This is a genomic window from Chryseobacterium sp. GVT01B (assembly GCF_019970045.1).
In the GTDB taxonomy this organism is placed as follows: domain Bacteria; phylum Bacteroidota; class Bacteroidia; order Flavobacteriales; family Weeksellaceae; genus Chryseobacterium.
In genome coordinates, this window is the sequence record NZ_JAHXYI010000005.1 from 160,620 (window position 1) to 184,681 (window position 24,062).

Sequence of the window (24,062 nt, forward strand, 5' to 3'; positions counted from 1 at the left end):
ACGGCAATTCTGCCATATGCTACTATTTTCCAAGTACAAATACCGCAGGAATTTTATGAAGTTCCGGCTTCTGTTTCTGCCAGTCTTTTATAGATTTTGTCTTTATAAATTCATGTTCCGGGTCGTTGATATTGGCCGCAATACAGAGCTTGGTATTCGGTGATAAAAACTTGCACAGATCTTCAAAAAGCTGATTGTTTCTATAAGGTGTTTCCATGAAAATCTGCGAATATCCGGTTTTCTGAACAAGTCCTTCAAGATTCATGATGTGCTTCTTTTTCTCTCCCTTATCAATAGGAAGATAACCATTGAAAGTGAATTCCTGTCCGTTAAATCCACTGGAAATCAAAGCCAGAATAATGGATGAAGGTCCTGAAACAGGGATTACTCTGATGTTTTTCTCATGACACCATTTAACGATCAGGTTTCCAGGGTCAGCAATACAAGGCAATCCCGCTTCTGATAACAATCCGAAGTCCTGCCCTTTCAGCATCAACTCCTGAGCTTCTTTGATGTCCGCATTTTCCGTGTATTTGTCCAATAAAAACAACTTCAGATCAGCCTGCTTCTTTTCCGGGGCAAAAAATTTAACAACCTTTCTTGCTGTTTTTTCATTTTCCACAAAGAAATAGTCTGTCTGCATGATATAATCTTTCAAAACAGGCGAAAAGTGGTTGATAGAAGTGTTTTCTGATAAGTAAGCAGGGAGTAAAAAAAGCATCGTATTATTTTTTAGTTCTTTCGTTTAATGAAGGTTGCGGAAAATATTTTGTAAGGTCCATAGAAAAGGTAACGGAAGTGATCTTCCAGGTTCCGTTGATCTTCATCAGTGTCCAGATCTCCTTTCCCCAGTTTTCCATTTTACCGTCGTACCAAAAGCTGTAATCGAAATTGGCAGAAGCTATTGCTCCATCTTCCACAATCTTAATATTGTCAAATTTCTCTTCAGATTTATCATCTTTAAAACTTTTGATAAAAGCTTTATAATCATCAGCAAAGTAGTAGTCTGCCTTAGGATTTTTCTCTAAACGTTTAGCATACGTCCTGTCTTTGTAAATTCCAGTCCAAAGTACAGGTTCCTGAAATAAAGAGAGATATCTGGCTTTATCTCTGGTTTTAATACATTCCATAAAGTCATCCATTACTTTACGGATTTCTATTTCATCTTTGGTTTGGGCAAAAGATAAATTAAAGCTTACCAGGAGCAGTAACAGCAGTTTTTTCATGATTATGATTGGGGTATTTGATTCTTAATAGCATCACATCCCCTATCCAAAAGCTGAAAGACTTTTTCAAAATCACTCATATCTCCCCAATAAGGGTCGGGAACCTCAGCATTTTGATGATCTCCCAATAGTTCTAAAAACAAAGATACTTTCTGTCGTTCTTCTTCGTTTCTTGTTTTGGAAACCACATCTTCAAATACATCAATATCCATACAGTAGATCTTATCAAAGGTTTCAAAATCTTTTCTGGTAATGGGTCTTGATCTTTGTTTTGAGATATCAATATTATGATTGGCAGCAGTTTTAATGGCTCTTTTGTCGGGATGTTCTCCTTCATGCATTGAAATAGTTCCGGCTGAGTCTACCATAAAATTCTCCGGTACCTTTGTTTTCATGATTCCTTCTGCCAGAGGACTTCTGCATATATTTCCCAGACAAACCATTAATATTTTCATATACTATCTATTTAAAAGAGTCTTTTGCCACAACAAAACTAAATAAAAAATGAAGAATAAAACTATCCTTCATTTCAATTTATTTCTGGTCAACAATGTTATTGTTTGATTCTTTCTGTAAGATCTTTTACGTACTTCTTGATTTCTTTATCAATTTTTGATACGTCTTTGATTGTATCACATGCATACATTACTGTAGAGTGATCTTTCCCTCCCATTTCTTCACCGATTTTAGTAAATGTAGAATTGGTGAATTCTTTAGAGAAGTACATGGCAAGCTGTCTTGGTAATGCGATCTCTCTTTTTCTTGTTTTTGACAGTAATTGTTCTTTTTTGATTCCGAAATAATCACATACAACTTCCTGGATGTAAGGAATGTTGATGATTTTTTTCTGGTTGGCAGCAATTCTGTTGATCGTTTCCTTTAACAATTCAAGACTCAGATCTCTCTTATATACTGTAGAGTAAGCGATCACAGAGTTGATTACTCCGATAAGTTCTCTTACATTGGTTTTCGTTTCCACAGCAAGGAAGTCAAGCATATCTCCCGGAAGAACGATTCCATCTCTGCTTAGTTTATCTTCAATGATTTGTCTTCTTGTTGATAGATCCGGAGATTTGATTTCTGCAGAAAGCCCCCATTTGAAACGGGAAACAATTCTGTCCTGAATATCCATAATATCAGCAGGCGCTTTATCTGAAGTAAGGATAATCTGTTTTCCGTTCTGATGCAGGTGATCAAAAATATGGAAGAAACTATCCTGTGTAGCTGATTTTCCTGATAAGAACTGAATATCATCAATAATCAGTACATCTACCATTTGATAGAAATTCGCAAATTCAGTCTGCTTGTGTGCTTTGGCAGCAGAGATAAACTGCTGGATAAACTTTTCAGAAGACAGATAAAGAACTACTTTATCAGGGAACTGATTCTTTACTTCAAGCCCTACTGCTTGTCCTAAGTGCGTTTTTCCAACTCCGTAACCTCCATATAAGAATAACGGGTTGAAAGCAGTTGCTCCAGGTCTTTTTGCAATGGATCTGGCTACAGTCGCTGCAAATTTATTGCTTTCTCCTTCTACATAACTATCAAAAGAATAGTCAGGCTTAAGGTTAGAATCTATATTTACTTTTCTTATTCCAGGAACTACAAAAGGATTTACGATATTAGCAGAGAATCCTTGTGGCATTGTTTCCTGTGTTTTTGGAGTTGGAACACTTTGTCCCTTGATGTTCATGGTAACCGGTTTTTCTTCACCTTTTGGTCTGTTTTCCATCACAGAATACCATAATTTCACTCCTTTTCCAATATTTTTCTTCAGGGCAGCAGAAAGTAAGGACAGGTAATTGTCCTCTATATATTCCTTGTAAAAATCGCTCGGTACGATAAGCGTAAGGTTGTTTGCTACTAATGAAAGCGGCTGAACCTTATCGAATAACATATCGAAAGATTTTTCAAGTTTTTTCAGGTCAGAATTGTCTTCAGCTGCGTTCAGGTTATCACGCATAAACTGAAGGCATTTCTGCCATATCATCATTAAATTGTCATCCATTTTTATGCCCCGATTATTCTTTGTTTGTACTGTGTTTAGAAGGAAGACAAAGGTCCAATTTTTTCTTTTCAAAAAAAAATATTGCAGGTATTGATTATTTAAAAATATATTTGTATGTATAATTTAACACCTAAAATGATACACACAACACACTCAATACGAGTACGTTACGCAGAAACAGATCCGATGAAATATGTATACTATGGTAACTATGCAACGTACTTTGAAGTGGGGAGAGTTGAGCTCTTCAGAAGCATCGGAATTTCATACGATGAAATTGAAAACCAAGGAATTTGGCTTCCTGTTTCGGACTATAAAATTAAGTATATCCGACCAGCTTTGTATGATCAAAAATTAGAAATTCATACTTATGTTAAAAAAATTCCGGGAGTAAGGATCGAATTTGAATATGAAATTTACAATGAAGAGCATATTAAAATAACAGAAGCTTCCACTACTCTATTTTTTCTGGATGCAAAAACCAATAAGGTTATCAAATGCCCGGATTTTCTAATGGAAATGATTGAGAAAAACTGGAAGGAAAAGTAACATGTTAGGAGATTCAAGGTCCAAGGTTTAAGGTTCTGGACAACCGCATCACGTAACCCGAACCCCGTAACTCGTAACCCGCAGCATTAAACTTTAAACATAAAACATTGAACTCCATTTATGAATTAATTCGCACCTTTGTACCTTTATTTTAATCATCCCTTATATATTATATTATGAAGATTGCATTTTTGGGACCTCATGCCAGTTTCACACAGCTTGCTGCAGCGCAGCTTTTCCCTGATGAAGAGTTATTACCCCAAGCCAGTATTCTGGATTGTTTTAAGGCTGTTGAAAGCGGCGAAGCAGTAAAGGCCGTTGTACCTTTGGAGAACTCTATTGAGGGAACAGTTTCTATGACGCTGGACTATTTGTATAAGACCCCATCTATTAAGATTGAAGCAGAAGCGGTAATGCCTATTGCGCATCACCTGATGATTCACCCGAACAACTCTATTGAGAATATTGAAAGAATATATTCACATCCACAAGCACTGGCACAGAGCTTCCATTTTCTGGACACTCATTATAAAGAGATTCCAAAGCAGGATTTTTCTTCTACTGCTGCTGCTGCGAAATTTGTTTCAGAAAACAAGGAAACGGCTATTGCTGCTGTTGCCAACCAATTTGCCGCTAATTTGTATGGGCTGAAAATTATCAACCGTAATATTCAGGATTTTGAACAGAATCACACCCGGTTTATCATTATCTCTAAACAACAGGATACCTACCAGAATAACAATCTGGAAACTTTGGGAGAAAAAGCAGGAATGCTGATCACTCTTCCGGAAGATCATCCCGGTGGGCTACATCAGGTTTTATCGGTTTTTGCATGGCGAAAGATGAACCTTAGCAAAATTGAATCCAGAACATTAAAGACCGGACTGGGCAATTATTTCTTTTTTATCAATGTGGAAGGGCCTTGGGAAGAAGTCTTACATGGAAACGCCCTCAAAGAACTTGAATCAATCAATGCTAATGTTGATTTTCTTGGAAATTATAAAGAATTCCTCTTAGAAAGCTAGAAAAAAGTAAATAAATAGATTAAAAACACTGCCATTTGTGCAGTGTTTTTGTTTTTAAACCTATTAAAAACCTGAAAAAAAATATTTTTTACAAAAAAATATCCAAGATCCAATACGATACATTTACTACTAAAATAACCCACACAACAGGGAGAAATATTTTTCTTTAAATACCTTATAAACAAGCGATTAATTAGAAGATAAATATAATAACTCGTAATTAAATTATGAGGTAATATTACACAAAATATAAACATATGTTTAAATATATTACATCATATTAATATTAAAATTATAAATTTCACAATGAAGGGTATAATTTTTATTGTATATTTGCTAAGCAACTAATTAAAAATCTTGATCATGAAAACTAAACTTTACAGCTTAATGTTAGCATGCGCAACCCTACCTTTATTTTCCCAAGTTGGTATCAATACAGCTACTCCATCTGCAACTCTAGATGTTAATGGAACACTGAAAGTTAGAGATACACCCGCAGCTACAGCATTACCTGGCTATCAGGTTTTAGCAATTAACCAGGGAAGTACTCAGGTTTACACTGTAGATCCTGCGCTATTAATTGCCGCATCAGGAACCAATACTTCTGTATATGCAGCAAAAAAAGCGACAGGTATAAGCCTTCTGAATATAGGAATTTTCCCAGCATCATTCCTGCCTGTTAACTTTGTAGCAGCTGACCGAAATATAGGAAGTGCCGCTTTATTTACAGACGCTGACGGTTCTTATACTGTCCCATCTACAGGAGTATATGCCGTTGGATTCGCATTCAGATATGGAACAGGGCTACAGGCATCATTATTGTCAGGGGCTCCAGGAATTGGAATCGCCAGAACCAGAACGGGGGTAACCACAATTATCGACAGTCGTCCTTTCAGTGGTGTTAATCTTGCGTTAGCAATTAACTTAACACTTTCTGATGCAAGTATCAATTCTCTTTACTCGTTCCAGGCAGGTGACAAAGTATCTTTCGGGCTTACTGATTCCGGTATTTTCTCCGGATCATTATTAGGATCCAGTATCTCATCATTCTACATTTACAAAGTATCCAACTAGTAAAACATATTGTTAGTTATCTATACCATTTAACCCATCACTTATACTGTGATGGGTTAATTTTTTAAATCGCTTTTCAAACATTTCTTTATATTTGATAAAACTAATGAAATGAATGAACTTATTGCTGTTGTCATACTTATAGTAATCTTCATCATTTTCAACAATCTGAACACTAAAATCAGAAGACTTGAAAAGGAAATCACTGACCTTAACCATAAAATTAATAAGGCCCCGGATCAGTCTGAAGTAATCCCAACAAAAGCTTCAACAGAAGAAACTATTGTTCCTCAGCAAGTACAGTCTCATCAAATTGTTCCTGAAGAAATAAAAAACAGGGAAGAAAATGAAGAAATCCCGATACCTGTTCAAAAAGACTGGCTGACTCCTGTTTTTGATTTTTTAAAACAAAATGCACTCACCATCATTGGTATTTTTACTCTTGTTCTCGGAATCGGCTACTTTGTAAAGTATGCTATTGATAAAAACTGGATCGGAGAAACTGCAAGAGCGGGTATTGGTTTTTGTACCGGAGCAGGAATTATAATTATAGGACATTTTCTCAGAAAAAACTATACAGCATTTGCTTCTATTATAACCGGAGGCGGGATTGCCATGCTCTATTTCACTGCCACCATTGCTTTCCGGGAATATCATCTTTTTACACAGAATACAGCCTTTGTTATCACCGCCCTGATTACAGCGGCATCTATTATTTTATCCTATTATTATAAAAGTGAAGTCCTGATTATTTTTTCATTAATTGGAGGTTTTAGTGCTCCTTTGATGATCAGTACCGGACAAAGCAACTACCCTTTCCTTTTTATTTATCTTACTCTTTTAAATATTGGAATGCTGGTAGTCTCTTTTCTTCAACACTGGAAAAGCGTAGGATGGACAGCTTATATTTTTACAACCGCTTATCTTTTTTATTGGACGAATGAGAGCACGGAGCTTTTAAGCATTACTTTTTACATGATCAGTTATGTGATTTTCTACCTTTTTGCTCTGCATGACTATATCAAAAAAAATATACTTTCAACTTCTGATATTTTAATACTTGCTTTTGCTAATTTTTCGAGTGTTCTGGGACTGCTTTATATTTTTGATACTTTAGCCTATGAACCTCCCATCATTTTTCCACTTGCCTTTGCTGCAGTCAATTCTTTTCTGCTCCTTAGAGAATATGGACGAAAAAGCTTCGGAGTTGCTTATTCTGTATTTGCAGGACTCGTTACCAGTCTTATCACTATTGCCATAGCTATTCAGTTTAAAACCCACCTTATCACCAGTATCTGGGCAATAGAAACTACTCTTCTGCTTTTCATCTGGAAAAAAACAGGTCATAAGATTTTCAGGATTTTCTTTTACATCCTTTTTCCATTGGTCATGATTGCTCAGATTGTAACCTGGACAGAGTATCTGGGAACAACAGATTTTACTATCATATTTAATCCTCCGTTTATTACCAGTTCATTTACCATCGTTTCCCTAATGATCAATTTATATTTATTAAGGAATACCGGAAAAGAACCACAGGAGAAAGTCAGCACTTTTTTTGAAGATCTTGTGACTGTGATTAGCTATGGAATTATTTATATAAGTCTTCTTCTTGAACTTACCTATCACGTTTCAGAGATGCCCTGGTCGGCGGTTGTCGGCATAGGACTGTTATTCAGCATTTATTATCTGTTTATATTATTACTTTTCAGAAAACCACTAAGTATCAGAAATGATGTTCAAACCGCTCTGATCTATATGTTTCTCTTTCTGATTATTCTTAATACTTCGGTTTCCACACTACCAGTTGTAACGGCTGTATTAACAAAAAAACTTCATTTAAGCTTTTACTTACTGCATCTGCTTCAGTGGATTCCTTTTATATATGTATGTTCCCGGATCATTCCATCATCAGAATTTCATAAAGTCTGGATTTCTTATTGGATCCTGTCATTGACACTTATCATTTCCGTAAGCTGTGAGCTTCATCATTCTTATGTTTTAATGGTTTCTAATGATCTTCCTCATTCTTTTGAAGCAAGCGCCCACTTCAATATTCTTTATCTTCCTATTGTATGGACTGTTCTTGCGAGTATTTTTATTTATATGAGTTTGAAAAAGAATATTCAGGAATACAATAAGGTTGGTTTTGCATTGATAGGGCTCATGGTTTTAAAACTCTACGGTTATGATGTATGGCAAATGGATAATATTTCAAGAATCAGCGCCTTTATTGCTCTCGGAATTATCTTATTGTTAAGTTCTTTCGCTTTTCAGCGACTGAAAAATATCATCAGAAATATGGTTGACAAAAAAGATAAAAATGAAGAAACTATAGACTGATAATCAAAATAAAAGTTTTTATTATAAATAAAATGTAAAACAATCTGAGATTTCATTCATATTTTATAAAAAATAACTATATTTATCGCGTTTTTAACAGTTACATATTCTGATTATGAAAAAATTACTCTATTCTTTTTTAATACTCTCTTCGGCTACTTTATTTGCACAGCAAAAAAATCCTGCTGTAAAGTTTGCAGTTGCTGACAACGCTATCGGAACAGTAGAATTGTTCAATGCGAAAAAGAACGTATTGCAGGTTTCTAAAGTATACAATACTCCGGCAAACCTTCCCCAAAGTTTTAAAAAATACAGTTCTGTTTTTACAAAAGGGGTAACTGAATACAAATTCAAAAATGGAGAAAATACATTGGACAGAATGTCATTATCCAACATCAACGCACAATATAATATTCCGGCAGACAACCCGGTATTTATTGAAGGTTATGAATTTGCGGATACCAGCACAATGATCTATCCTGAGATCAAGAAAAGAGCTGAAACAAAAGATCACAACGGTAAGAAAACATTGTTTATCTACACTACCGAATAACTTGAATAAAATAAAAAGGATGCCATTTTCAGCATCCTTTTTTATTTTAATATTTATTGTTCCATTTTTTCTTAAGCTCCTCATAAATCTTCTTCTCGGTAGAATTATTACCGGGCTCATATAATTTCACATCCCTGATTTCCTCAGGAAGAAAGTCCTGTTCCACAAAATTTCCTTCATAGGAATGTGCATATTTATACTCTTTCCCATAGTCCAGATCTTTCATCAGTTTTGTAGGAGCATTTCTCAAATGAAGTGGTACCGGTAGATTCCCGGTTCTCTTTACCAAAGCCAATGCTTCATTAATAGCCATATACGCAGAATTACTTTTAGGAGAAACCGCAAGATAGACCGCAGTTTCGCTTAATATGATTCTTGCTTCAGGATTTCCAATCACATTGATCGCCTGAAAACAATTGTTGGCAACAACCAGCGCATTGGGATTAGCCAGTCCTACATCTTCAGCGGCCAGAATAAGCATTCTACGGGCAATAAACTTAATATCTTCTCCTCCGGCAATCATCCTTGCCAGCCAATACACGGCTCCGTTCGGGTCACCACCACGCATTGACTTGATAAAGGCAGAAATAATATCATAATGCTGCTCACCATTTTTATCATACAGCGCCATTGTTTCCTGAAGAACTTCAAGGACATCCGTATTGATGATTTCTGTTGTACGGGAGTTTTTATATTGATTCAAAACCAATTCTACAGAATTGATTAGCTTCCTGGCATCACCACCCGAGTATTGAATGAAAGCTTCTTTTTCAAGGATTTTAAAATCGGTTCCTTCATCTTTATTATATCTTTCAGAAGCAATATCAATCAATTCTTCAAGTTTTTCATAACTCAAAGCTTTTAAAATATAAACCTGGCTTCTCGAAAGCAACGCTGAAACCACTTCAAAACTTGGATTTTCAGTAGTCGCTCCTATCAGGACAATCCAGCCTTTTTCTACGGCATGCAGCAATGAATCCTGCTGAGATTTGTTGAAACGGTGAATTTCATCAATAAATAAGATGGGTGATTTTCCGGAAAACAAATTCTGTTTTTTAGCATCATCAATGACATCACGAACATCTTTCACCCCTGAAGAAACAGCAGATAGTTTATAGAACTTCCTTCCTGATTGTTCTGAAATAATTTCAGCGAGTGTTGTCTTCCCGGTTCCGGGAGGTCCCCAAAGAATCAGAGAATTCAGGGTGTTATTTTCAATCATTTTTCTGATTGTTCCTTTGTCGCCGGTAAGGTGCTCCTGCCCCAATACATCGTTCAGGGTTTTAGGTCTTAATTTTTCAGCTAATGGAATATTTTGATTCAAACTAATTCTATTTTTTAAGATCAATGTTCCGGATTTTCGATCACCGAAACTTATAACAAATTTAAACTAATTTTCATTTTTTTACCCTATTTTTGCATTGTTTTGAAACTTACATTCAATAAAATCATTACATTTCCGCTGGTAATTTTGATAAAATTTTACCAATGGTTCATCTCGCCCTTACTTCCCAAAAACTGCCGTTACGAACCCACCTGTTCTCATTATATGATTGAGTCTCTTCGGGTTCATGGGATCTTTAAAGGATTCTGGCTGGGATTTAAAAGAATTTTGAGATGCCATCCGTGGGGAGGCAGCGGTTATGATCCCGTTCCGCCCAAACATAAATGTCAATAATCAAACTATTAAATCAATAGAAAATGAATACTATTTTTTTCAGAATTTATCTTGTGCTGTTTGCGTTCACAACGCAGCTTTTTTTTGCACAGGAATACTCTGGAGGTTTATCTGACGGAACTTTAGATGTCAACGGAAGCAATGTTCCTGTAAAAATCTATTCTACTACAGAAATGGGAGACCTTACCGCTTTTCCGGACAGAGAATCAGATAAGAGCCATTCTTTTGTTGTGATCCTTAACGGATCCAGCCTTGAGCCTTCTTATTATAATTATGCAGCTTCAGCATTAGCAAGGTTCAAAGATTCCAACTATCAGTTTTTTGATAAAAACTTTAAGCTGATCAATACCGCTGCGACTCAGGAAAATGTTACAGCATTTAAATATGCGGTAAAAACTGTAAAACCCATTACTGATTCTGATAAGGTAGAACTTAAAACTCCCTTCAAAATATGGGATCCATCGAAAGGAATTCATATCGGATCATTTACTCTTCACTTTTATAGTTTGATGTTTGTATTTGCATTTGGTTTCGGATATATTTTAATGACGAGAATCTTTAAGATTGACAATATTAACCAAAGATATCTGGAACCTCTTTTCACATGGACTTTAATTGGAACAATCCTTGGGGCGAGATTAGGACATGTTATTTTCTATCAGCCAGAGTTGTTTAAAGAGGATTTCTGGAGTGTATTTTTACCCATAAGCACAAAAAATGGTTTTAAATTCACAGGGTTTTCAGGACTGGCAAGCCATGGTGCTACTATCGCTTTGATCTTCACGACGCTGTATTACTCATTTAAAATCATCAGAAAAAATCCTTTCTGGGTATATGACAGATTAGGTATTGTAGTTGCGTTAGGAGGTGCATTTGTAAGAATGGGGAACTTTTTCAATTCTGAAATCGTTGGTAAACCAGCTGATCCAAATTCTCCGTTTGCATTACTTTTCCCACAGCAAAGCAGTGAATATGGCCTTACCGTACCTCGTTATCCAAGTCAGTTATTTGAAGCTGTAGGGTATGTTCTTCTATTCATTTTGTTATGGATACTTTACAGAAAAACAGATAAAAAATATCAGCAGGGATGGCTATTCGGTTTATTCTTTATTATTCTTTGGGCGATCAGATTCTTTGTTGAGTTCCTTAAAGAGCCGCAAGGTGATGAATTCATCCAGATCGGAGGTCTGAACACAGGTCAGGTACTTTCCATTCCATTTATGATTGCAGGTGTTGTTATCATGATCGTTTCTAAGAAATTTAAGATTACTCCGGAAGAAAATGAAAAACCTGAGTATATTGAAAAGGCATAAGCACAAACTGGAAATAGAATAACTTCAGTTTTAAGATAAAAAAGGCAAATTTGTACTACTACAGATTTGCCTTTTTCTTTTAAACTTATTTTAAAAGCCGTTCAGTTCATTTTCTGTTACAAACTTCTGGCAACTTTTCGATTCAGCTCCTCAAAAACGCTTCCAAATTCACTAATAACATCCGTAGGAAGCATAGATTCTTTTGAATGTCTTTCCGAAGCAAGATCAGCCGATCTTCCGTGAATCCATATCCCTAAAATACAGGTTTCTTCTTCAGAATATCCCTGTGCTAAAAGTGAAGTCAGAATTCCGGTAAGGATATCTCCACTGCCTCCTTTCGCAAGACCCGCATTTCCCGTTATATTGTAAAATACATTTCCCTCCGGAGTAATAACTTGTGTATGATGATCTTTCAATACGATATAAATATAATACTCTTTTGCCTTTTCTATGGCCAGCTCAAGTCTCTTAAAAGAATTTTCTGTACTTCCGAAAAGCCTTTCAAACTCCTTAGGATGAGGCGTAATAATTGATTTTTTTGGAATTAATTTTAGATTTCCTGCCTTTTTAGAAATGATATTCAATGCATCGGCATCCAGAATCATCGGACTGGTATAGTTTTTAAGAAAGCTCAGAAAATTTTTCTCAGTATCCGGATGAGTTCCCAGTCCAGGTCCTATGCCACAGGTAAGGTCTTTGTCTATCTCAAAGTTTGTTATAAACTGTTTTCCTCCCGTTATAAACATGGCTTCCGGACAAGAGGTCTGCAGTATCTCATATCCACATTCCGGTGCCAGCGTAAAGGTCAGCCCGGCTCCGGTTTTTAAGGCAGATTGTGTAGCCAGAACGGCAGCTCCTATTTTCCCATAACTTCCTCCTATGATTGCAACCTTACCATAGCTTCCTTTATGGGAAAACTCCTGTCTGGGCTTGAATATAGATTCTATCAGCTGATCATCAATGATAAAATATTCCGAATCTGTGGTATCAGCATAGGTTTTGTTTAAATCAATATCCAGCACTTCTACTTTCCCGGTATATTTTCCGGTTTCGGGATGAAGGAAAGTTCTTTTCCAGCCTTGAAAAGTCAATGTGTAATCAGACTTCAGAATAACGGGATCATTATCAAATATTTCATCTGAAGATAATCCGGAAGGAACATCAATGGATATCTTAATATTCTTTTTGGAGTTCAGCTGCTCCACAAGTCCTTTAAACTCCCCTTCCAACGGTCTGGATAAACCTGTTCCGAAAAGAGCATCAATAATAATTGTTTTATCATCAAAATTATAGTGTTCATTCTGATCAAATTTTCTGACCGAAATTCCTGATAAATCGCGGAGCCTTTTCAGATTGACCAAAGCATCGTCTGAAAATTTCCGTTTGGAATCGCCTACAAATACATCGACATCAAAACCTTTGAGGTAGAGTATTCTTGCTACCGCCAATCCATCTCCTCCATTGTTTCCGTTGCCACAGAACACGACCAGCTTTTTATGGTTTTTACAATGTTCCGAAATCCAGTGGGCTGCTGCCATTGAAGCTCTTTCCATCAACTGGATGGATGAAACCGGTTCATGGGAAATCGTAAAATGATCCCAGCTGCGAATCTGTTCTGCGGTAAAAATCTTCATAGGTAAAACAAACTTTTAAGCAAATTACAAAAGATTTTTCATTATGGTATCACCTCAATAATAAAAATAAGGAGACCTCATGAATGAAATAAAGTATCTGTATAAAGCTAAAATATTCATTAAATCCAATTCTATGAATTTATCATAAAACTCAATGTTTTGGGAATAAAAAACTATAAAAAGTAGTGTTTTTTACATTTTTTAATTATATTTTTGTGTATATACTAATTAAAAAAATATAAATTATGGGATTTGTAAAAGAATTTAAAGAGTTTGCCTTTAAGGGGAATGTTCTCGATCTTGCTGTCGGTGTGATCATTGGTGCAGCATTTGGTAAAATTGTTTCGTCTTTGGTAGAAGATGTAATCACTCCTCTGATACTGAATCCGGCGTTGAAAGCAGCCGGCGCAGAAAACATCGCAAAACTTACATGGAACGGGGTTGCGTATGGAAATTTCCTTTCAGCAGTAATCAGCTTCCTTTGTATTGCCATGGTTCTTTTCTGGATCATCAAACTAGCCAATAAAGTCAACAAAAAAGATGCTCCGGCTCCTGCAGGACCTACAGAGGATCAAAAACTACTGACAGAGATCAGAGATTTGTTGAAAAGCAAAAATATCTAATCTGATAACAATAATTCAAAATAAAAAAGCACCTCAACTGAGGTGCTTTTGTTGTATAATATCATTCAATTATTGAATCTGTAAGATACTTGAAATCTGCTCTGCCAAAGAAAGCCCAATTCTGTCCTGTGCTTCAAGAGTAGATGCTCCTGTGTGAGGGGTAAGAGAAATTTTAGAGTGATTAAGAATTTCCTTAGAAGGTGTTGGTTCGTTAATGAAAACATCCAATCCGGCAAATCTTACTTTTCCGGAATCTAAAGCCTGAATTAAAGCAGCTTCATCAATAACTCCTCCTCTAGAACAGTTTACAACAGCTACTCCGTCTTTCATGATTTCAAATTCATTCTGACCGATCATATAGCCGTCTTTCTGAGCCGGAACATGCAGCGTAATAAAGTCTGAATGCTTTAAAACCTCCTGCAATGGTTCAGTTTCGATATCAACATTGATAAACTGGTTGTTATAAAACTTTACTTTGATGCTGGCTTTCCCTACATTATTATCAGCAGCAACCACTCTCATCCCTAGTCCTAAAGCAATTCTTGCCACTTCCTGCCCGATTCTTCCCATTCCCACGATACCAATCGTCTTTCCTCTCAGTTCAATACCGGCAGCATAAGCTTTTTTAAGACCTGAAAATTCAGTATCTCCTACCAAAGGCATTTTTCTGTTGGAATCCTGAAGAAATCTTGCTCCGGAAAATAAATGAGCAAAAACAAGCTCAGCCACCGATTCCGAAGAAGCAGAAGGAGTATTGATCACGTGGATTCCTTTTTCTCTTGCATAGTCTACATCAATATTATCCATACCTACTCCACCTCTTCCAATAATGTCGATAGATGGGCATCCGTCAATAATATCTTTTCTTACCTGCGTAGCACTTCTCACCAATAGAGTACGGATTTTGTGCTCGTTAATATAATCTACCAAAAACTCTTGTGGAACTTTTGTAGTAATCACTTCAAAGCCTTTTTCTGTCAATGCATCTATTCCAGATTGATCCAGGCCGTCGTTTGCTAAAACTTTCATAAAATATCGAGTATATTAAAAAATGAAAGATTTAAAAATTAAAGGAACCGGGTTCGCATTTAATCTTTAAATCTTTGAATTATATTTTTATTCGCCGTCTTCTTTGAATACTTCAATGGTTACTTGTTTTTCTACCAAATCCGTAAATCTTCCTTTGTATCTTGTAGCTCTTACCAGGTGATTGTCTATCCAGTGATAATTTCCTCCTCTAGGTTTTCCGCAAAGTACGCTGTGGTATTTGAAACCATGCTTATCCAGCCAGTCAATAGTGATTTGTTTCAGATTTTCGGTTCTTGAAGTAAAAAAGCAGATCTGGTGCCCCTCATCATACCATCTGTTGACAGTTTCCAATGCATCAGGATAAGGTTCACAGGTAACCATTCTTTCCGGTTCTTCGTTTGGAACGTCATCTGTAATGGTTCCGTCGATATCTATTAAGTAATTTTTTACGCCATCCTTTAGAATAGGACTAATGTGTTCAATGTATTCTAATTCCATTACTAAATATTAAGTAACAAAGTTAGCGTTTTTACAACTATCAGGCACATTAATCTTAGTTTAAGTTAAAAATATACTACAAAAAATAGTATTTAAAGAATAATATCAATATTTTATCAACCATTTCATTGCAAATAGTTAAAATTTTTCGTTTTGATATTTCTTTTTATGATTAATATATAAGAACAGATAAAAAGACAAAAATGAATTTGCAGATTTGCCGGTAAACATTCTCTGGCATCCCCGGATATTACAAAAAGCATGATGTTTATCTAAAAATTTCCAAAATACATTTATTACTCTTACATTTGTAGGAATGGAAGAATTTGTTGTTTTAGTAAATCCTAAGGATGAAGTTTTAGGGCTGATGGAAAAACAGCAGGCTCACATCAATGGCCTGTTACACCGTGCTTTTTCTGTATTTCTGTTCAACAGTAAAGGAGAAATGCTTCTTCAGAAAAGGGCTTCAGGAAAATACCATTCTCCCAATCAATGGACCAATGCGGTGTGCTCACATCCAAGAGATGGGGAAACCTACAAGGAAGGAGCAATACGAAGACTGAGAGAAGAACTCGGAATTGAGGCAGAACTTTCAGAAAAATTCAATTTTATTTATAAAGCAGATGTTGGCAGCGGCCTTTGGGAGCACGAGCTGGATCATGTATTTGTGGGAAACCATGAAGCCGATTTCAATCTGAATAAAGAAGAAGTGGAAGATGTAAGATTCATCTCTCCTGAAAATCTCGATAAAGAAATCTCCGAACATCCTGAAAATTTTACAGAATGGTTCAAAATCATCCTCGAAGAATATAAACACCATTTTTAAATGATGAAGAAAATATTGTTTTTTTCTGCAATGTTAACGGGAAGTCTGTTTTTTGCCCAAAAAGCAAAAGTTTATGAAAGTCCCAACTACTCTATTAATGTTCCGGACGGCTGGAAATCTACGAATGACAGTGAGATCGTCAATATTTTTCCAACCAGTCAGATAGGAGCCATTACGATTTCGGAATATCACGATTTGGCACTTCCAAAAGAAGAAGTAAAAAAATTCATCCTGGCACTTTATCAGTCACAAGATCAAGAGAATAAGATAAAAGATAAAAAAAGCCAGAAAGGATATACGGAATATCTGTATGAACACTTTGATGAAAAAGAGAAGTTGTTCTGGATAACCAAAGTCTTTCAAAAAGACAAAAACTTATATTTAGTTTCCATCAACTGTGGCCAGAAATTCTGGAACGGAAACTACATGACCCAATTCAATGAGACTTTTAACAGTTTTAAAATAAAGAAATAAAAATTAAATATGAAGAAAACAGCCTTGTACGACAAACATGTTTCTTTGGGAGCTAAGATCGTACCTTTCGCAGGTTTTGAAATGCCTGTTCAATATTCAGGGGTTACAGAAGAGCACTTTGCAGTAAGAGAAAAAGCAGGATTATTTGATGTTTCCCACATGGGACAGTTTTTCATCGAAGGGCCGGGTTCAAAAGATCTATTACAGTTTGTAACTACTAATAATGTAGATGCTTTGGAAAATGGAAAAGCTCAGTATTCTTGTCTTCCCAACGAAAACGGAGGAATTGTAGATGACCTTATCGTTTACAAAATGGAAGATGACAAATATTTCGTGGTTGTAAACGCTTCCAACATCGACAAAGACTGGAATCATATTTCAAAATACAATACTTTCGGGGCTAAAATGACGAATGCTTCTGATGAGATGTCATTATTGGCAGTTCAGGGGCCTAAAGCTACTGAAATCCTTCAAAAGCTTACAGAAGTAAATCTTTCAGAAATTCCTTACTACCATTTCACAGTGGGAAGTGTTGCAGGAGAAAATAATGTGATCATTTCAAATACAGGATACACTGGAAGCGGTGGTTTTGAGATTTATTTCAATAACGAAAGTGCTGAAAAACTTTGGGACGCTGTAATGGAAGCTGGTAAAGAAGAAGGAATTATTCCTTGCGGATTAGCTTCCAGAGACACTTTAAGATTAGAAAAAGGATTCTGCTTATACGGAAATGATATCGATGATACGACTTCTCCTATCGAAGCAGGTCTAGGATGGATCACTAAGTTTGATAAAGATTTCGTTTCTAAAGATGTTTTCGCAAAACAAAAAGAAGAAGGAGTTACAAGAAAATTAGTTGGTTTTGAGCTTACAGACAAAGGAGTTCCAAGACATGATTATCCAGTAGTAGATGCTGAAGGGAATGTAATCGGAAAAGTAACTTCCGGAACACAGTCTCCAATGAAGAAAATCGGATTGGGTCTTGCATATGTAGACAAGCCTCATTTCAAATTAGGATCTGAGATCTTTATTCAGGTAAGAAACAAGAACATTCCTGCAAAAGTGGTAAAAGCTCCTTTTGTATAATCTGTTCTGAAGATATACTTAAATAAGAGAGGCTGTGATGTTCACAGCCTCTTTTTTGTTTAATAACAGATACAGCAGACTTTCCTGTCCGGGCTACAGACATCTCCTACGCCTGGTGTATTGGAAATCACTCCTCCTGCAGGTCCACATAAAATACTGCAAGGCGGGATGAAAGCAATTCCTCCACTCACCTCTTTTAATTCTGACCTGGTCAGTTTTTTTGTTTTTGAAAAGTTTGTTTTCATATTGTAATTTTTTGGCGATTATAAATATAGTCATAAATAACATTATAAATCAAACACTTACAACACATATAATTAAATATCCGGCTCAATAATGAATTCATTATTAAGCCGGATAGATCAACTATTTAAAGTTTAATTTATTCGTTTACCCCAAAGAACTTCTGCAATTCTTCAACATTTTTCTTATCATTCCCTACAAAAATCTCCTTGTCTGTAATAAAGACAGGTCTTTTCAGGAAAGTATAATGATCCAGCAGTAATTCTTTAAAATCTTTCTCGGTTAAAGACTTCACATCCAATCCTCTCAATTTGATCTGAGTAGATTTTTTACTGAATAACGCTTCGTATGATTTTGTTTTTTTATGCATTTCAGCCAATTCCTCTTTCGTGATCGGCTCTTTTTTAATTTCGCGAAGTTCCCAGTCTGTAAGATCAAATTGGGCTAAAATTTTTCTGCAGGTATCACATGTGTTGAGATAAAATACTTTCTTCATTACTGTTTCTAAATCTGTTATTGGTTAAAATTCCCTTTCATTGAAAGTTTCGTCTTTCAAAAGTAGGATTTAATCTAAAACTTTGGAAATTATTAAATAACTTTATTCAAATTTTATAAAGATGCAGAACAAGCCTATTACTTTTCAGTTTATTTCGGAGCCTTCAGATGTTAATTACGGAGGAAATGTACATGGAGGAAGTGTTATGAAATGGATTGACCAGGCAGGTTATGCATGTGCAACAACCTGGAGTGGTGATTATTCTGTCACAGTATATGTGGGCGGAATTCGTTTTTATGATCCCATCAAAATTGGGGAAGTGGTAAAAGTAGATGCTCAGGTGATTTTTACCGGAACATCCAGCATGCATATCGCCATTAATGTCTTTTCGAGAAATCTGAAACAGCCAAATTTTGAGAAAAAAACCCACTGTATTATTGTTTTTGTTGCGGTAGACGAAAATGGTAAAAAACTTCCTGTACCGAAATGGATCCCGGAAACAGAGGAAGAAAAACAGCAGGAAATTTACGCTAAGCGCCTGATGGAACTGAGAACGCAGATTGAGGATGAGATGAAACCATTTTTGTAAGAGCGGGTTTCGAGATTACGAGGTTCGAGGTTTAAAGTTTTGAGTAACCATTAACAAAAAAATGACCAATCACCTTATATGAAAAGTATTCTTACTTTAATGGCTTTGCTTATGATGGCGTTATGCCAGGCTCAGACGCATCGGTTTATTTATGAACTGCAGTATAAGATGGATTCTACAGAAACCACTTATGAAAAATTGAATATGATACTGGATATTACCCCGAAAGAGGTAAAATTTTACGGAAGAAATCTGATAACTACAGATTCTTTAAATAAAAAATTCGGGATGAATACCAGTCATACTGATATGTCCGGGCAGGTAGTAAAAAGAAAAGTCAATTCTTTTGATAATGAAAATTTCATCAATATTAAAAACGGATATTATTCCTTTAAAACCACTGATAAAATAAACTGGGTTATTTCTAATGAAACCAAAAAAGTAGAAAATTATACGTTACAAAAAGCGACTACACAATTTGGAGGAAGAAATTGGATCGCCTGGTTCTGTAAAGATATTCCATTTAATGAAGGTCCGTTTAAACTCCGCGGACTACCCGGTTTAATCTTTGAACTGTCTGATACAAAGAAAAATTTCATTTATCATCTTATCAAAAGTCAGGAACTCGCACAACTCTATCCTACCAATGATTTTCTTGAATCCAATTTTGGGAATAAAGCTGTTCCCATTAATGAAAAGCAAAAATATAAGCTGATCATGGAATTTTATAATGATCCTTTTGCTTTTGAAAGGAACAATTTCAACAAATCCAACAATGACCTGAAAATAAATATCAACGGAAAAGAAATCCATAATGTGGATGAACTGAATACCCAAACCAAAAGTATGCAGGAAGTGATAAGAAAATACAACAACCCGCTCGAAATCGATAAGGCTATACATTATCCAATCTATTAAAACTCTGATTTATCTTTAAGTTTGGGCTAAAGCCAGTGCAAAGTGTTAAATTGATGTGGGCGGGCTAAAGCCCACCTCTATTGAATTTTAACGACAAGATCTTTTATCTTTTATCTTTTATCTTTTATCTTTTATCTTTTATCTTTTATCTTTTATCTTTTATCTTTTATCTTTTATCTTTATTCATATATTTGCATAATCAAAAGGAAATGGTGTTCTTCCTTACCCAACCGCTTTACAAAAGCTGATGACGCCTGATTAAAAGATTATTAACAAATAACTAATCAGGATTATTATGTCAAAAAGTCAAAGAACACTTGATAAAAAAGCAGTTTTTTACACTCACTTTTTCTTCAGAAAATTTCCGGCTCTGCCTTATATTTTAAAATGGCTATGTATTAGTATCATTATCGGTGCATTGGTAGGAACTGCTTCTGCAGGATTTCTGCAATCGTTGGAATGGGCAACAGATTTCAGGGAAAATCATCTCTGGCTGATTGCATTGCTTCCTGTAGCAGGACTTCTGATTGGACTTCTCTATTATTACTTCGGAAAAGATGTTGAGGCAGGAAACAACTTGTTGATTGACACTATTCATGAGCCCAAAGGAATTATTCCGTTTAAAATGGCTCCTTTTGTGTATCTGGGTACAATGATAACTCATTTCTTCGGAGGATCTGCAGGGCGTGAAGGAACAGCTCTTCAGATGGCAGGAGCTATAGCAGATCAGCTTACCAGACCTTTTAAACTTGACAGAAATGAAAGAAAAATATTGATTATTGCGGCCATTGCTGCCGGATTCGGTTCTGTTTTCGGGACTCCTTTGGCCGGAGCTGTTTTTGGACTTGAGGTTTTTCTGATCGGAAGAATACGATATAATGCGATATTCCCTGCTTTTGCTTCAGCTATTCTGGCTGATTGGGCAACCAACCTATGGAATGTAAAACATACCCATTATCACATTGATTTTATTCCTAAGCTGGAGTTTTTACCCATTCTATACAGTATTCTGGCAGGAATAGCCTTCGGGGTCTGTGCTACTGCTTTCAGTAAGATTATTCATTGGGCAGGCTCTGTTTTCAAATCAAAAATTAAATATCCACCCCTTCGTCCTGTAGCAGGTGGAATTATTATTGCCCTGGCAGTTTTTGCGATGGGCACCACCCGATATATCGGATTAGGTGTTCCTGTGATTGTAGAATCTTTTGAAAAACAGCTTCCTTTATATGATTTTGCGTTAAAAATGATTTTTACCATTGTTACGCTTTCAGCCGGATTCAAAGGTGGAGAAGTTACCCCGTTGTTCTTTATCGGAGCTACATTAGGCAGTGCTTTATCTCTTTTTATTCCGTTGCCGTTCGGATTATTGGCAGGAATGGGTTTTGTAGCAGTATTTGCCGGAGCAACCAATACTCCTTTAGCCTGTATGCTGATGGGAATCGAATTATTTGGAGCAGAATGTGGCGTTTATGTCGCTATTGCCTGTGTGGTATCTTATCTTCTTTCAGGGCACAACAGTATTTATAGCAAACAGAAAATCGGAGAAGCAAAAAACAGAAGATTTGAAAGTCAGCAGGATCGTTCAATTTCGGATTTTTTATAAGTTGCTTTTTGTTGCTAGTTTATAGTTGTTTTTGTTTCTAGTTACTTTAAACCCCGAATCCCGCAACTCTCAACATTTCCAACAATAATTCGTAATTTTACCCCATGTTCGATTACAGATTAAAAGTTTTCCATACGGTAGCTTCCCGATTAAGTTTCACTAAGGCTTCAGAAGAGCTTCATATTTCGCAACCAGCTGTTACAAAACACATTAAAGAAATTGAAACTCAGATAGGCGCCAAGCTGTTTGACCGTAAAGGAACTTCTATTCAGCTGACTCAAAGTGGAAAGATTCTGTACGAACATGCAGAAAAGATCAGAAATATCTACCGCGACATGGAATTTGAGATCAGCCAGATCAATCAGCAGCATAAGGGAAAACTGATTATCGGGGCGAGTACAACCGTTGCGCAGTATATTTTACCTGAAATTTTAGCGAAATTTAATACGTATTATAAAGATATTAAGATTGAGCTTCTTACTGGAAATACGGAAGCTATTTCTGCCCTTTTAAAAGAAGAAAAAATTGATCTGGGCATCATTGAAGGAGAATCACAGTCTTCTTATTTTGAATATAAAACATTTAAACCTGATGAAATTGTTCTGACAGCAAAATCAGATCACCCACTTGCGCATAAAACCTTAAACTTAAAAGATCTTTATCATCTGGATCTGATCTTCAGAGAACAAGGTTCCGGAACTCTTGAGTTTATACAAAACAGACTTAAAGAAAAAGAAATCAATATCCATGAACTGAATACCGTCATGCAGCTGGGAAGCAGTGAAAGCATTAAAAATTATCTTCTCCACTCGGAATGTATGGCATTTCTTTCCATCAGTACCATCCTGAATGAACTTAAAAACAATGTCCTGACTGTGATTGACATTAAAAACTTTAGTATTGAAAGAGACTTCCATTTTATTCTGCCTAAAGGAGAACAATCTGAACTGATTAAGCTTTTTCTGAGGTTTGCAGAATAATTCCACTTATGATGTAAATTCTATTATTTTTAGCATGGTTATTAAAAATATACAAAGCTTTTAAGTTTTGGCTAAAGCCAATGGAATTTTTAAAATTTATTTGGCTGGGCTAAAGCCCAACCCTATTGATATAATTAAGCAAATAGTAAAATTTAACGACAAGATCTTTCATCTTTCATCTTTCATCTTTCATCTTTTAGCTTTTAGCTTTTAGCTTTTAGCTTTTAGCTTTTATCAATTATAACTTTTAGTTATCCAATATAACAAAATACAATTTATTTCGTAATACTATTTTCCGGAATTTTGATGCAGATTTTAAAAGTTCGCATTATGAAAGATTTCATTCAGAATGAAATGACCCGAAAAGTATTTTTTATTGTATTGGCAGTTCTGTGCCTTACCCCTCTTGTATCTTCACCAATTGCCCTTGTTTTAGGTTTTGGACTGGCTGTTTTTATAGGAAATCCTTTTGAGAAACATCTTCATCATTATATTCATTTACTTTTGCAGATCTCAATTGTGGGCCTTGGATTCGGGATGAAACTGGATGAAGCTTTACACGCCGGAAAAACAGGCATGATGTTAACGGTTGTGAGTATTGTTACAGTAATGGTATTAGGCTATTTTCTGGGTAAAATATTTAAGCTGGAAAGACCTCTGTCTTACCTTATTTCTGTAGGAACAGCTATTTGCGGGGGGAGTGCTATTGCCGCAGTATCTCCGATTATTAAGCCTAGCACCAAACAGATTTCTCTTGCTTTAGCGATTGTTTTTACCTTAAATTCTATTGCTTTGTTTGTCTATCCTGCCATAGGACATCTGCTGAATCTTTCACAGGAACAGTTTGGGCTTTGGTGTGCAGTGGGAATTCATGACACAAGCTCTGTTGTAGGTGCAGCCAGCAAATATGGTGATGAAGCTCTGAAAATAGCAACGACTGTTAAGTTAGCCCGTGCCCTTTGGATTATTCCGGTTTCATTGATTACCATGTTTATTTTTAAAAGTAAAGATTCAAAAATAAAAATTCCGTGGTTCATCGGTTATTTCATTGTAGCCATTCTTCTGAACACTTATTTTCCGTTTCTTGACCGTTTCAGTACTTCAATCACTGTTTTGGCAAAATCCGGATTGAATCTGACTTTATTTTTCATTGGCTCTACCCTTTCTCTCCAAACCCTAAAATCAATAGGATTTAAACCTTTAGTCACCGCAGTACTTCTGTGGATTACCATAAGTGTCGGCAGCCTTCTGTATATTATCCATTAAAATGAGCAGAACCCTTTTGATATCAAAA

The 24,062-nt window shown here is 35.8% G+C and carries 26 protein-coding genes and 1 riboswitch; of the genes, 16 read left to right on the forward strand and 10 right to left on the reverse strand.

Annotated features, from left to right (window positions below):
* Positions 1-22: 22 nt before the first annotated feature.
* The 4 genes from LC457_RS13110 to dnaA form a co-directional block, all read right to left on the reverse strand.
* Positions 23-721 carry an SAM-dependent methyltransferase gene (locus LC457_RS13110; protein WP_223600278.1) on the reverse strand — a complete coding sequence of 233 codons (699 nt, stop codon included), beginning with the start codon at positions 719-721 and terminating at the stop codon, positions 23-25.
* Between the two features lie 4 nt (positions 722-725).
* Complete coding sequence (locus LC457_RS13115; protein WP_223600279.1) at positions 726-1,226, reverse strand: nuclear transport factor 2 family protein; 501 nt, start codon at positions 1,224-1,226, stop codon at positions 726-728.
* Positions 1,227-1,228: 2 nt separating this feature from the next.
* Entirely contained in the window at positions 1,229-1,681 is a 453-nt protein-coding gene (locus tag LC457_RS13120; protein ID WP_223600280.1) for a low molecular weight protein-tyrosine-phosphatase, read from the reverse strand.
* 98 nt (positions 1,682-1,779) lie between these two features.
* Entirely contained in the window at positions 1,780-3,234 is a 1,455-nt protein-coding gene (gene dnaA / locus LC457_RS13125; protein ID WP_047376841.1) for a chromosomal replication initiator protein DnaA, read from the reverse strand.
* Between the two features lie 135 nt (positions 3,235-3,369).
* Between dnaA and LC457_RS13130 the strand changes: the two genes are divergently transcribed.
* The 5 genes from LC457_RS13130 to LC457_RS13150 all read left to right on the forward strand — a co-directional run bounded on the left by LC457_RS13130 (position 3,370) and on the right by LC457_RS13150 (position 8,778).
* The gene (locus LC457_RS13130; protein WP_223600563.1) at positions 3,370-3,783 is read left to right on the forward strand and encodes a thioesterase family protein; all 414 of its coding nucleotides are present in this window, start codon (positions 3,370-3,372) and stop codon (positions 3,781-3,783) included.
* A gap of 176 nt (positions 3,784-3,959) precedes the next feature.
* Entirely contained in the window at positions 3,960-4,808 is an 849-nt protein-coding gene (gene pheA, locus LC457_RS13135; protein ID WP_223600281.1) for a prephenate dehydratase, read from the forward strand.
* Between the two features lie 363 nt (positions 4,809-5,171).
* The gene (locus LC457_RS13140) at positions 5,172-5,882 is read left to right on the forward strand and encodes a hypothetical protein (RefSeq protein ID WP_223600282.1); all 711 of its coding nucleotides are present in this window, start codon (positions 5,172-5,174) and stop codon (positions 5,880-5,882) included.
* Positions 5,883-5,993: 111 nt separating this feature from the next.
* Positions 5,994-8,225: a DUF2339 domain-containing protein gene (locus tag LC457_RS13145; RefSeq protein WP_223600283.1), complete on the forward strand. Its 2,232-nt coding sequence runs from the start codon at positions 5,994-5,996 to the stop codon at positions 8,223-8,225.
* 115 nt (positions 8,226-8,340) lie between these two features.
* Positions 8,341-8,778: a hypothetical protein gene (locus tag LC457_RS13150; protein ID WP_223600284.1), complete on the forward strand. Its 438-nt coding sequence runs from the start codon at positions 8,341-8,343 to the stop codon at positions 8,776-8,778.
* Between the two features lie 46 nt (positions 8,779-8,824).
* On the opposite strand, the gene LC457_RS13155 is transcribed toward LC457_RS13150, so the two are convergent.
* Positions 8,825-10,102 (reverse strand): replication-associated recombination protein A, encoded by a 1,278-nt coding sequence (locus tag LC457_RS13155; RefSeq protein ID WP_223600285.1) that lies wholly within the window; start codon positions 10,100-10,102, stop codon positions 8,825-8,827.
* Positions 10,103-10,204: 102 nt separating this feature from the next.
* Here LC457_RS13155 and yidD point away from each other — a divergent pair, with 102 nt between their 5' ends.
* Together yidD and lgt are read left to right on the forward strand one after the other, a co-directional pair.
* Positions 10,205-10,456 carry a membrane protein insertion efficiency factor YidD gene (yidD, locus tag LC457_RS13160; protein ID WP_047423501.1) on the forward strand — a complete coding sequence of 84 codons (252 nt, stop codon included), beginning with the start codon at positions 10,205-10,207 and terminating at the stop codon, positions 10,454-10,456.
* 449 nt (positions 10,457-10,905) lie between these two features.
* The gene (gene lgt / locus LC457_RS23395; RefSeq protein WP_308116411.1) at positions 10,906-11,769 is read left to right on the forward strand and encodes a prolipoprotein diacylglyceryl transferase; all 864 of its coding nucleotides are present in this window, start codon (positions 10,906-10,908) and stop codon (positions 11,767-11,769) included.
* 116 nt (positions 11,770-11,885) lie between these two features.
* Here the strand turns inward: lgt and LC457_RS13170 are convergent, their stop codons facing one another.
* The gene (locus LC457_RS13170) at positions 11,886-13,403 is read right to left on the reverse strand and encodes an NAD(P)H-hydrate dehydratase (RefSeq protein ID WP_223600286.1); all 1,518 of its coding nucleotides are present in this window, start codon (positions 13,401-13,403) and stop codon (positions 11,886-11,888) included.
* Between the two features lie 245 nt (positions 13,404-13,648).
* On the opposite strand from LC457_RS13170, the gene mscL reads away from it, so the two are divergent.
* Complete coding sequence (mscL, locus tag LC457_RS13175) at positions 13,649-14,026, forward strand: large conductance mechanosensitive channel protein MscL (RefSeq protein ID WP_047432100.1); 378 nt, start codon at positions 13,649-13,651, stop codon at positions 14,024-14,026.
* Between the two features lie 69 nt (positions 14,027-14,095).
* Here mscL and LC457_RS13180 read toward each other — a convergent pair whose 3' ends face one another.
* Both LC457_RS13180 and LC457_RS13185 read right to left on the reverse strand, forming a co-directional pair.
* Positions 14,096-15,055, reverse strand: coding sequence for a D-2-hydroxyacid dehydrogenase (locus LC457_RS13180; protein WP_142716250.1), 960 nt, complete (start codon positions 15,053-15,055; stop codon positions 14,096-14,098).
* Positions 15,056-15,142: 87 nt separating this feature from the next.
* Complete coding sequence (locus LC457_RS13185; RefSeq protein WP_047376850.1) at positions 15,143-15,553, reverse strand: phosphoheptose isomerase; 411 nt, start codon at positions 15,551-15,553, stop codon at positions 15,143-15,145.
* Between the two features lie 316 nt (positions 15,554-15,869).
* Between LC457_RS13185 and idi the strand changes: the two genes are divergently transcribed.
* Genes idi through gcvT form a run of 3 tightly spaced genes read left to right on the forward strand, consistent with a single transcriptional unit; the run spans position 15,870 to position 17,939 of the window.
* On the forward strand, positions 15,870-16,379 hold the full coding sequence (idi, locus tag LC457_RS13190; protein ID WP_223600287.1) for an isopentenyl-diphosphate Delta-isomerase: 510 nt from the start codon (positions 15,870-15,872) through the stop codon (positions 16,377-16,379).
* Complete coding sequence (locus tag LC457_RS13195) at positions 16,380-16,853, forward strand: hypothetical protein (RefSeq protein ID WP_223600288.1); 474 nt, start codon at positions 16,380-16,382, stop codon at positions 16,851-16,853.
* Between the two features lie 9 nt (positions 16,854-16,862).
* Positions 16,863-17,939 carry a glycine cleavage system aminomethyltransferase GcvT gene (gene gcvT / locus LC457_RS13200; RefSeq protein ID WP_223600289.1) on the forward strand — a complete coding sequence of 359 codons (1,077 nt, stop codon included), beginning with the start codon at positions 16,863-16,865 and terminating at the stop codon, positions 17,937-17,939.
* 59 nt (positions 17,940-17,998) lie between these two features.
* On the opposite strand, the gene LC457_RS13205 is transcribed toward gcvT, so the two are convergent.
* Entirely contained in the window at positions 17,999-18,184 is a 186-nt protein-coding gene (locus LC457_RS13205; protein WP_223600290.1) for a hypothetical protein, read from the reverse strand.
* A gap of 137 nt (positions 18,185-18,321) precedes the next feature.
* The gene (locus LC457_RS13210) at positions 18,322-18,678 is read right to left on the reverse strand and encodes an arsenate reductase family protein (RefSeq protein WP_223600291.1); all 357 of its coding nucleotides are present in this window, start codon (positions 18,676-18,678) and stop codon (positions 18,322-18,324) included.
* Positions 18,679-18,799: 121 nt separating this feature from the next.
* On the opposite strand from LC457_RS13210, the gene LC457_RS13215 reads away from it, so the two are divergent.
* The 5 genes from LC457_RS13215 to LC457_RS13235 all read left to right on the forward strand — a co-directional run bounded on the left by LC457_RS13215 (position 18,800) and on the right by LC457_RS13235 (position 24,034).
* Positions 18,800-19,267, forward strand: coding sequence for an acyl-CoA thioesterase (locus tag LC457_RS13215; RefSeq protein ID WP_223600292.1), 468 nt, complete (start codon positions 18,800-18,802; stop codon positions 19,265-19,267).
* 78 nt (positions 19,268-19,345) lie between these two features.
* Positions 19,346-20,185, forward strand: coding sequence for a GLPGLI family protein (locus tag LC457_RS13220; RefSeq protein ID WP_223600293.1), 840 nt, complete (start codon positions 19,346-19,348; stop codon positions 20,183-20,185).
* 196 nt (positions 20,186-20,381) lie between these two features.
* A riboswitch (Fluoride riboswitch) is annotated at positions 20,382-20,449 on the forward strand.
* A gap of 31 nt (positions 20,450-20,480) precedes the next feature.
* Entirely contained in the window at positions 20,481-21,788 is a 1,308-nt protein-coding gene (locus tag LC457_RS13225; RefSeq protein ID WP_223600294.1) for a voltage-gated chloride channel family protein, read from the forward strand.
* A 104-nt stretch (positions 21,789-21,892) separates the two neighbouring features.
* Positions 21,893-22,768, forward strand: a complete 876-nt coding sequence (locus tag LC457_RS13230; RefSeq protein WP_223600295.1) for a LysR family transcriptional regulator — start codon at positions 21,893-21,895, stop codon at positions 22,766-22,768.
* A gap of 330 nt (positions 22,769-23,098) precedes the next feature.
* Complete coding sequence (locus LC457_RS13235) at positions 23,099-24,034, forward strand: YeiH family protein (RefSeq protein ID WP_223600296.1); 936 nt, start codon at positions 23,099-23,101, stop codon at positions 24,032-24,034.
* Positions 24,035-24,062 lie beyond the last annotated feature (28 nt).

What these genes read in the sequence shown, in the direction of transcription:
- LC457_RS13170 (WP_223600286.1), bottom strand. Translation starts at nt 13,403, where the DNA reads ATGAAGATTTTTACCGCAGAACAGATTCGCAGCTGGGATCATTTTACG.
- LC457_RS13140 (WP_223600282.1), top strand. Translation starts at nt 5,172, where the DNA reads ATGAAAACTAAACTTTACAGCTTAATGTTAGCATGCGCAACCCTACCT.
- dnaA (WP_047376841.1), bottom strand. Translation starts at nt 3,234, where the DNA reads ATGGATGACAATTTAATGATGATATGGCAGAAATGCCTTCAGTTTATG.
- LC457_RS13130 (WP_223600563.1), top strand. Translation starts at nt 3,370, where the DNA reads ATGATACACACAACACACTCAATACGAGTACGTTACGCAGAAACAGAT.
- LC457_RS13210 (WP_223600291.1), bottom strand. Translation starts at nt 18,678, where the DNA reads ATGAAGAAAGTATTTTATCTCAACACATGTGATACCTGCAGAAAAATT.
- pheA (WP_223600281.1), top strand. Translation starts at nt 3,960, where the DNA reads ATGAAGATTGCATTTTTGGGACCTCATGCCAGTTTCACACAGCTTGCT.
- LC457_RS13120 (WP_223600280.1), bottom strand. Translation starts at nt 1,681, where the DNA reads ATGAAAATATTAATGGTTTGTCTGGGAAATATATGCAGAAGTCCTCTG.
- idi (WP_223600287.1), top strand. Translation starts at nt 15,870, where the DNA reads ATGGAAGAATTTGTTGTTTTAGTAAATCCTAAGGATGAAGTTTTAGGG.
- LC457_RS13220 (WP_223600293.1), top strand. Translation starts at nt 19,346, where the DNA reads ATGAAAAGTATTCTTACTTTAATGGCTTTGCTTATGATGGCGTTATGC.
- LC457_RS13115 (WP_223600279.1), bottom strand. Translation starts at nt 1,226, where the DNA reads ATGAAAAAACTGCTGTTACTGCTCCTGGTAAGCTTTAATTTATCTTTT.
- LC457_RS13195 (WP_223600288.1), top strand. Translation starts at nt 16,380, where the DNA reads ATGATGAAGAAAATATTGTTTTTTTCTGCAATGTTAACGGGAAGTCTG.
- LC457_RS13235 (WP_223600296.1), top strand. Translation starts at nt 23,099, where the DNA reads ATGAAAGATTTCATTCAGAATGAAATGACCCGAAAAGTATTTTTTATT.
- LC457_RS13180 (WP_142716250.1), bottom strand. Translation starts at nt 15,055, where the DNA reads ATGAAAGTTTTAGCAAACGACGGCCTGGATCAATCTGGAATAGATGCA.
- LC457_RS13145 (WP_223600283.1), top strand. Translation starts at nt 5,994, where the DNA reads ATGAATGAACTTATTGCTGTTGTCATACTTATAGTAATCTTCATCATT.
- LC457_RS13225 (WP_223600294.1), top strand. Translation starts at nt 20,481, where the DNA reads ATGTCAAAAAGTCAAAGAACACTTGATAAAAAAGCAGTTTTTTACACT.
- gcvT (WP_223600289.1), top strand. Translation starts at nt 16,863, where the DNA reads ATGAAGAAAACAGCCTTGTACGACAAACATGTTTCTTTGGGAGCTAAG.
- LC457_RS13150 (WP_223600284.1), top strand. Translation starts at nt 8,341, where the DNA reads ATGAAAAAATTACTCTATTCTTTTTTAATACTCTCTTCGGCTACTTTA.
- LC457_RS13110 (WP_223600278.1), bottom strand. Translation starts at nt 721, where the DNA reads ATGCTTTTTTTACTCCCTGCTTACTTATCAGAAAACACTTCTATCAAC.
- LC457_RS13205 (WP_223600290.1), bottom strand. Translation starts at nt 18,184, where the DNA reads ATGAAAACAAACTTTTCAAAAACAAAAAAACTGACCAGGTCAGAATTA.
- LC457_RS13230 (WP_223600295.1), top strand. Translation starts at nt 21,893, where the DNA reads ATGTTCGATTACAGATTAAAAGTTTTCCATACGGTAGCTTCCCGATTA.
- mscL (WP_047432100.1), top strand. Translation starts at nt 13,649, where the DNA reads ATGGGATTTGTAAAAGAATTTAAAGAGTTTGCCTTTAAGGGGAATGTT.
- LC457_RS13215 (WP_223600292.1), top strand. Translation starts at nt 18,800, where the DNA reads ATGCAGAACAAGCCTATTACTTTTCAGTTTATTTCGGAGCCTTCAGAT.
- LC457_RS13185 (WP_047376850.1), bottom strand. Translation starts at nt 15,553, where the DNA reads ATGGAATTAGAATACATTGAACACATTAGTCCTATTCTAAAGGATGGC.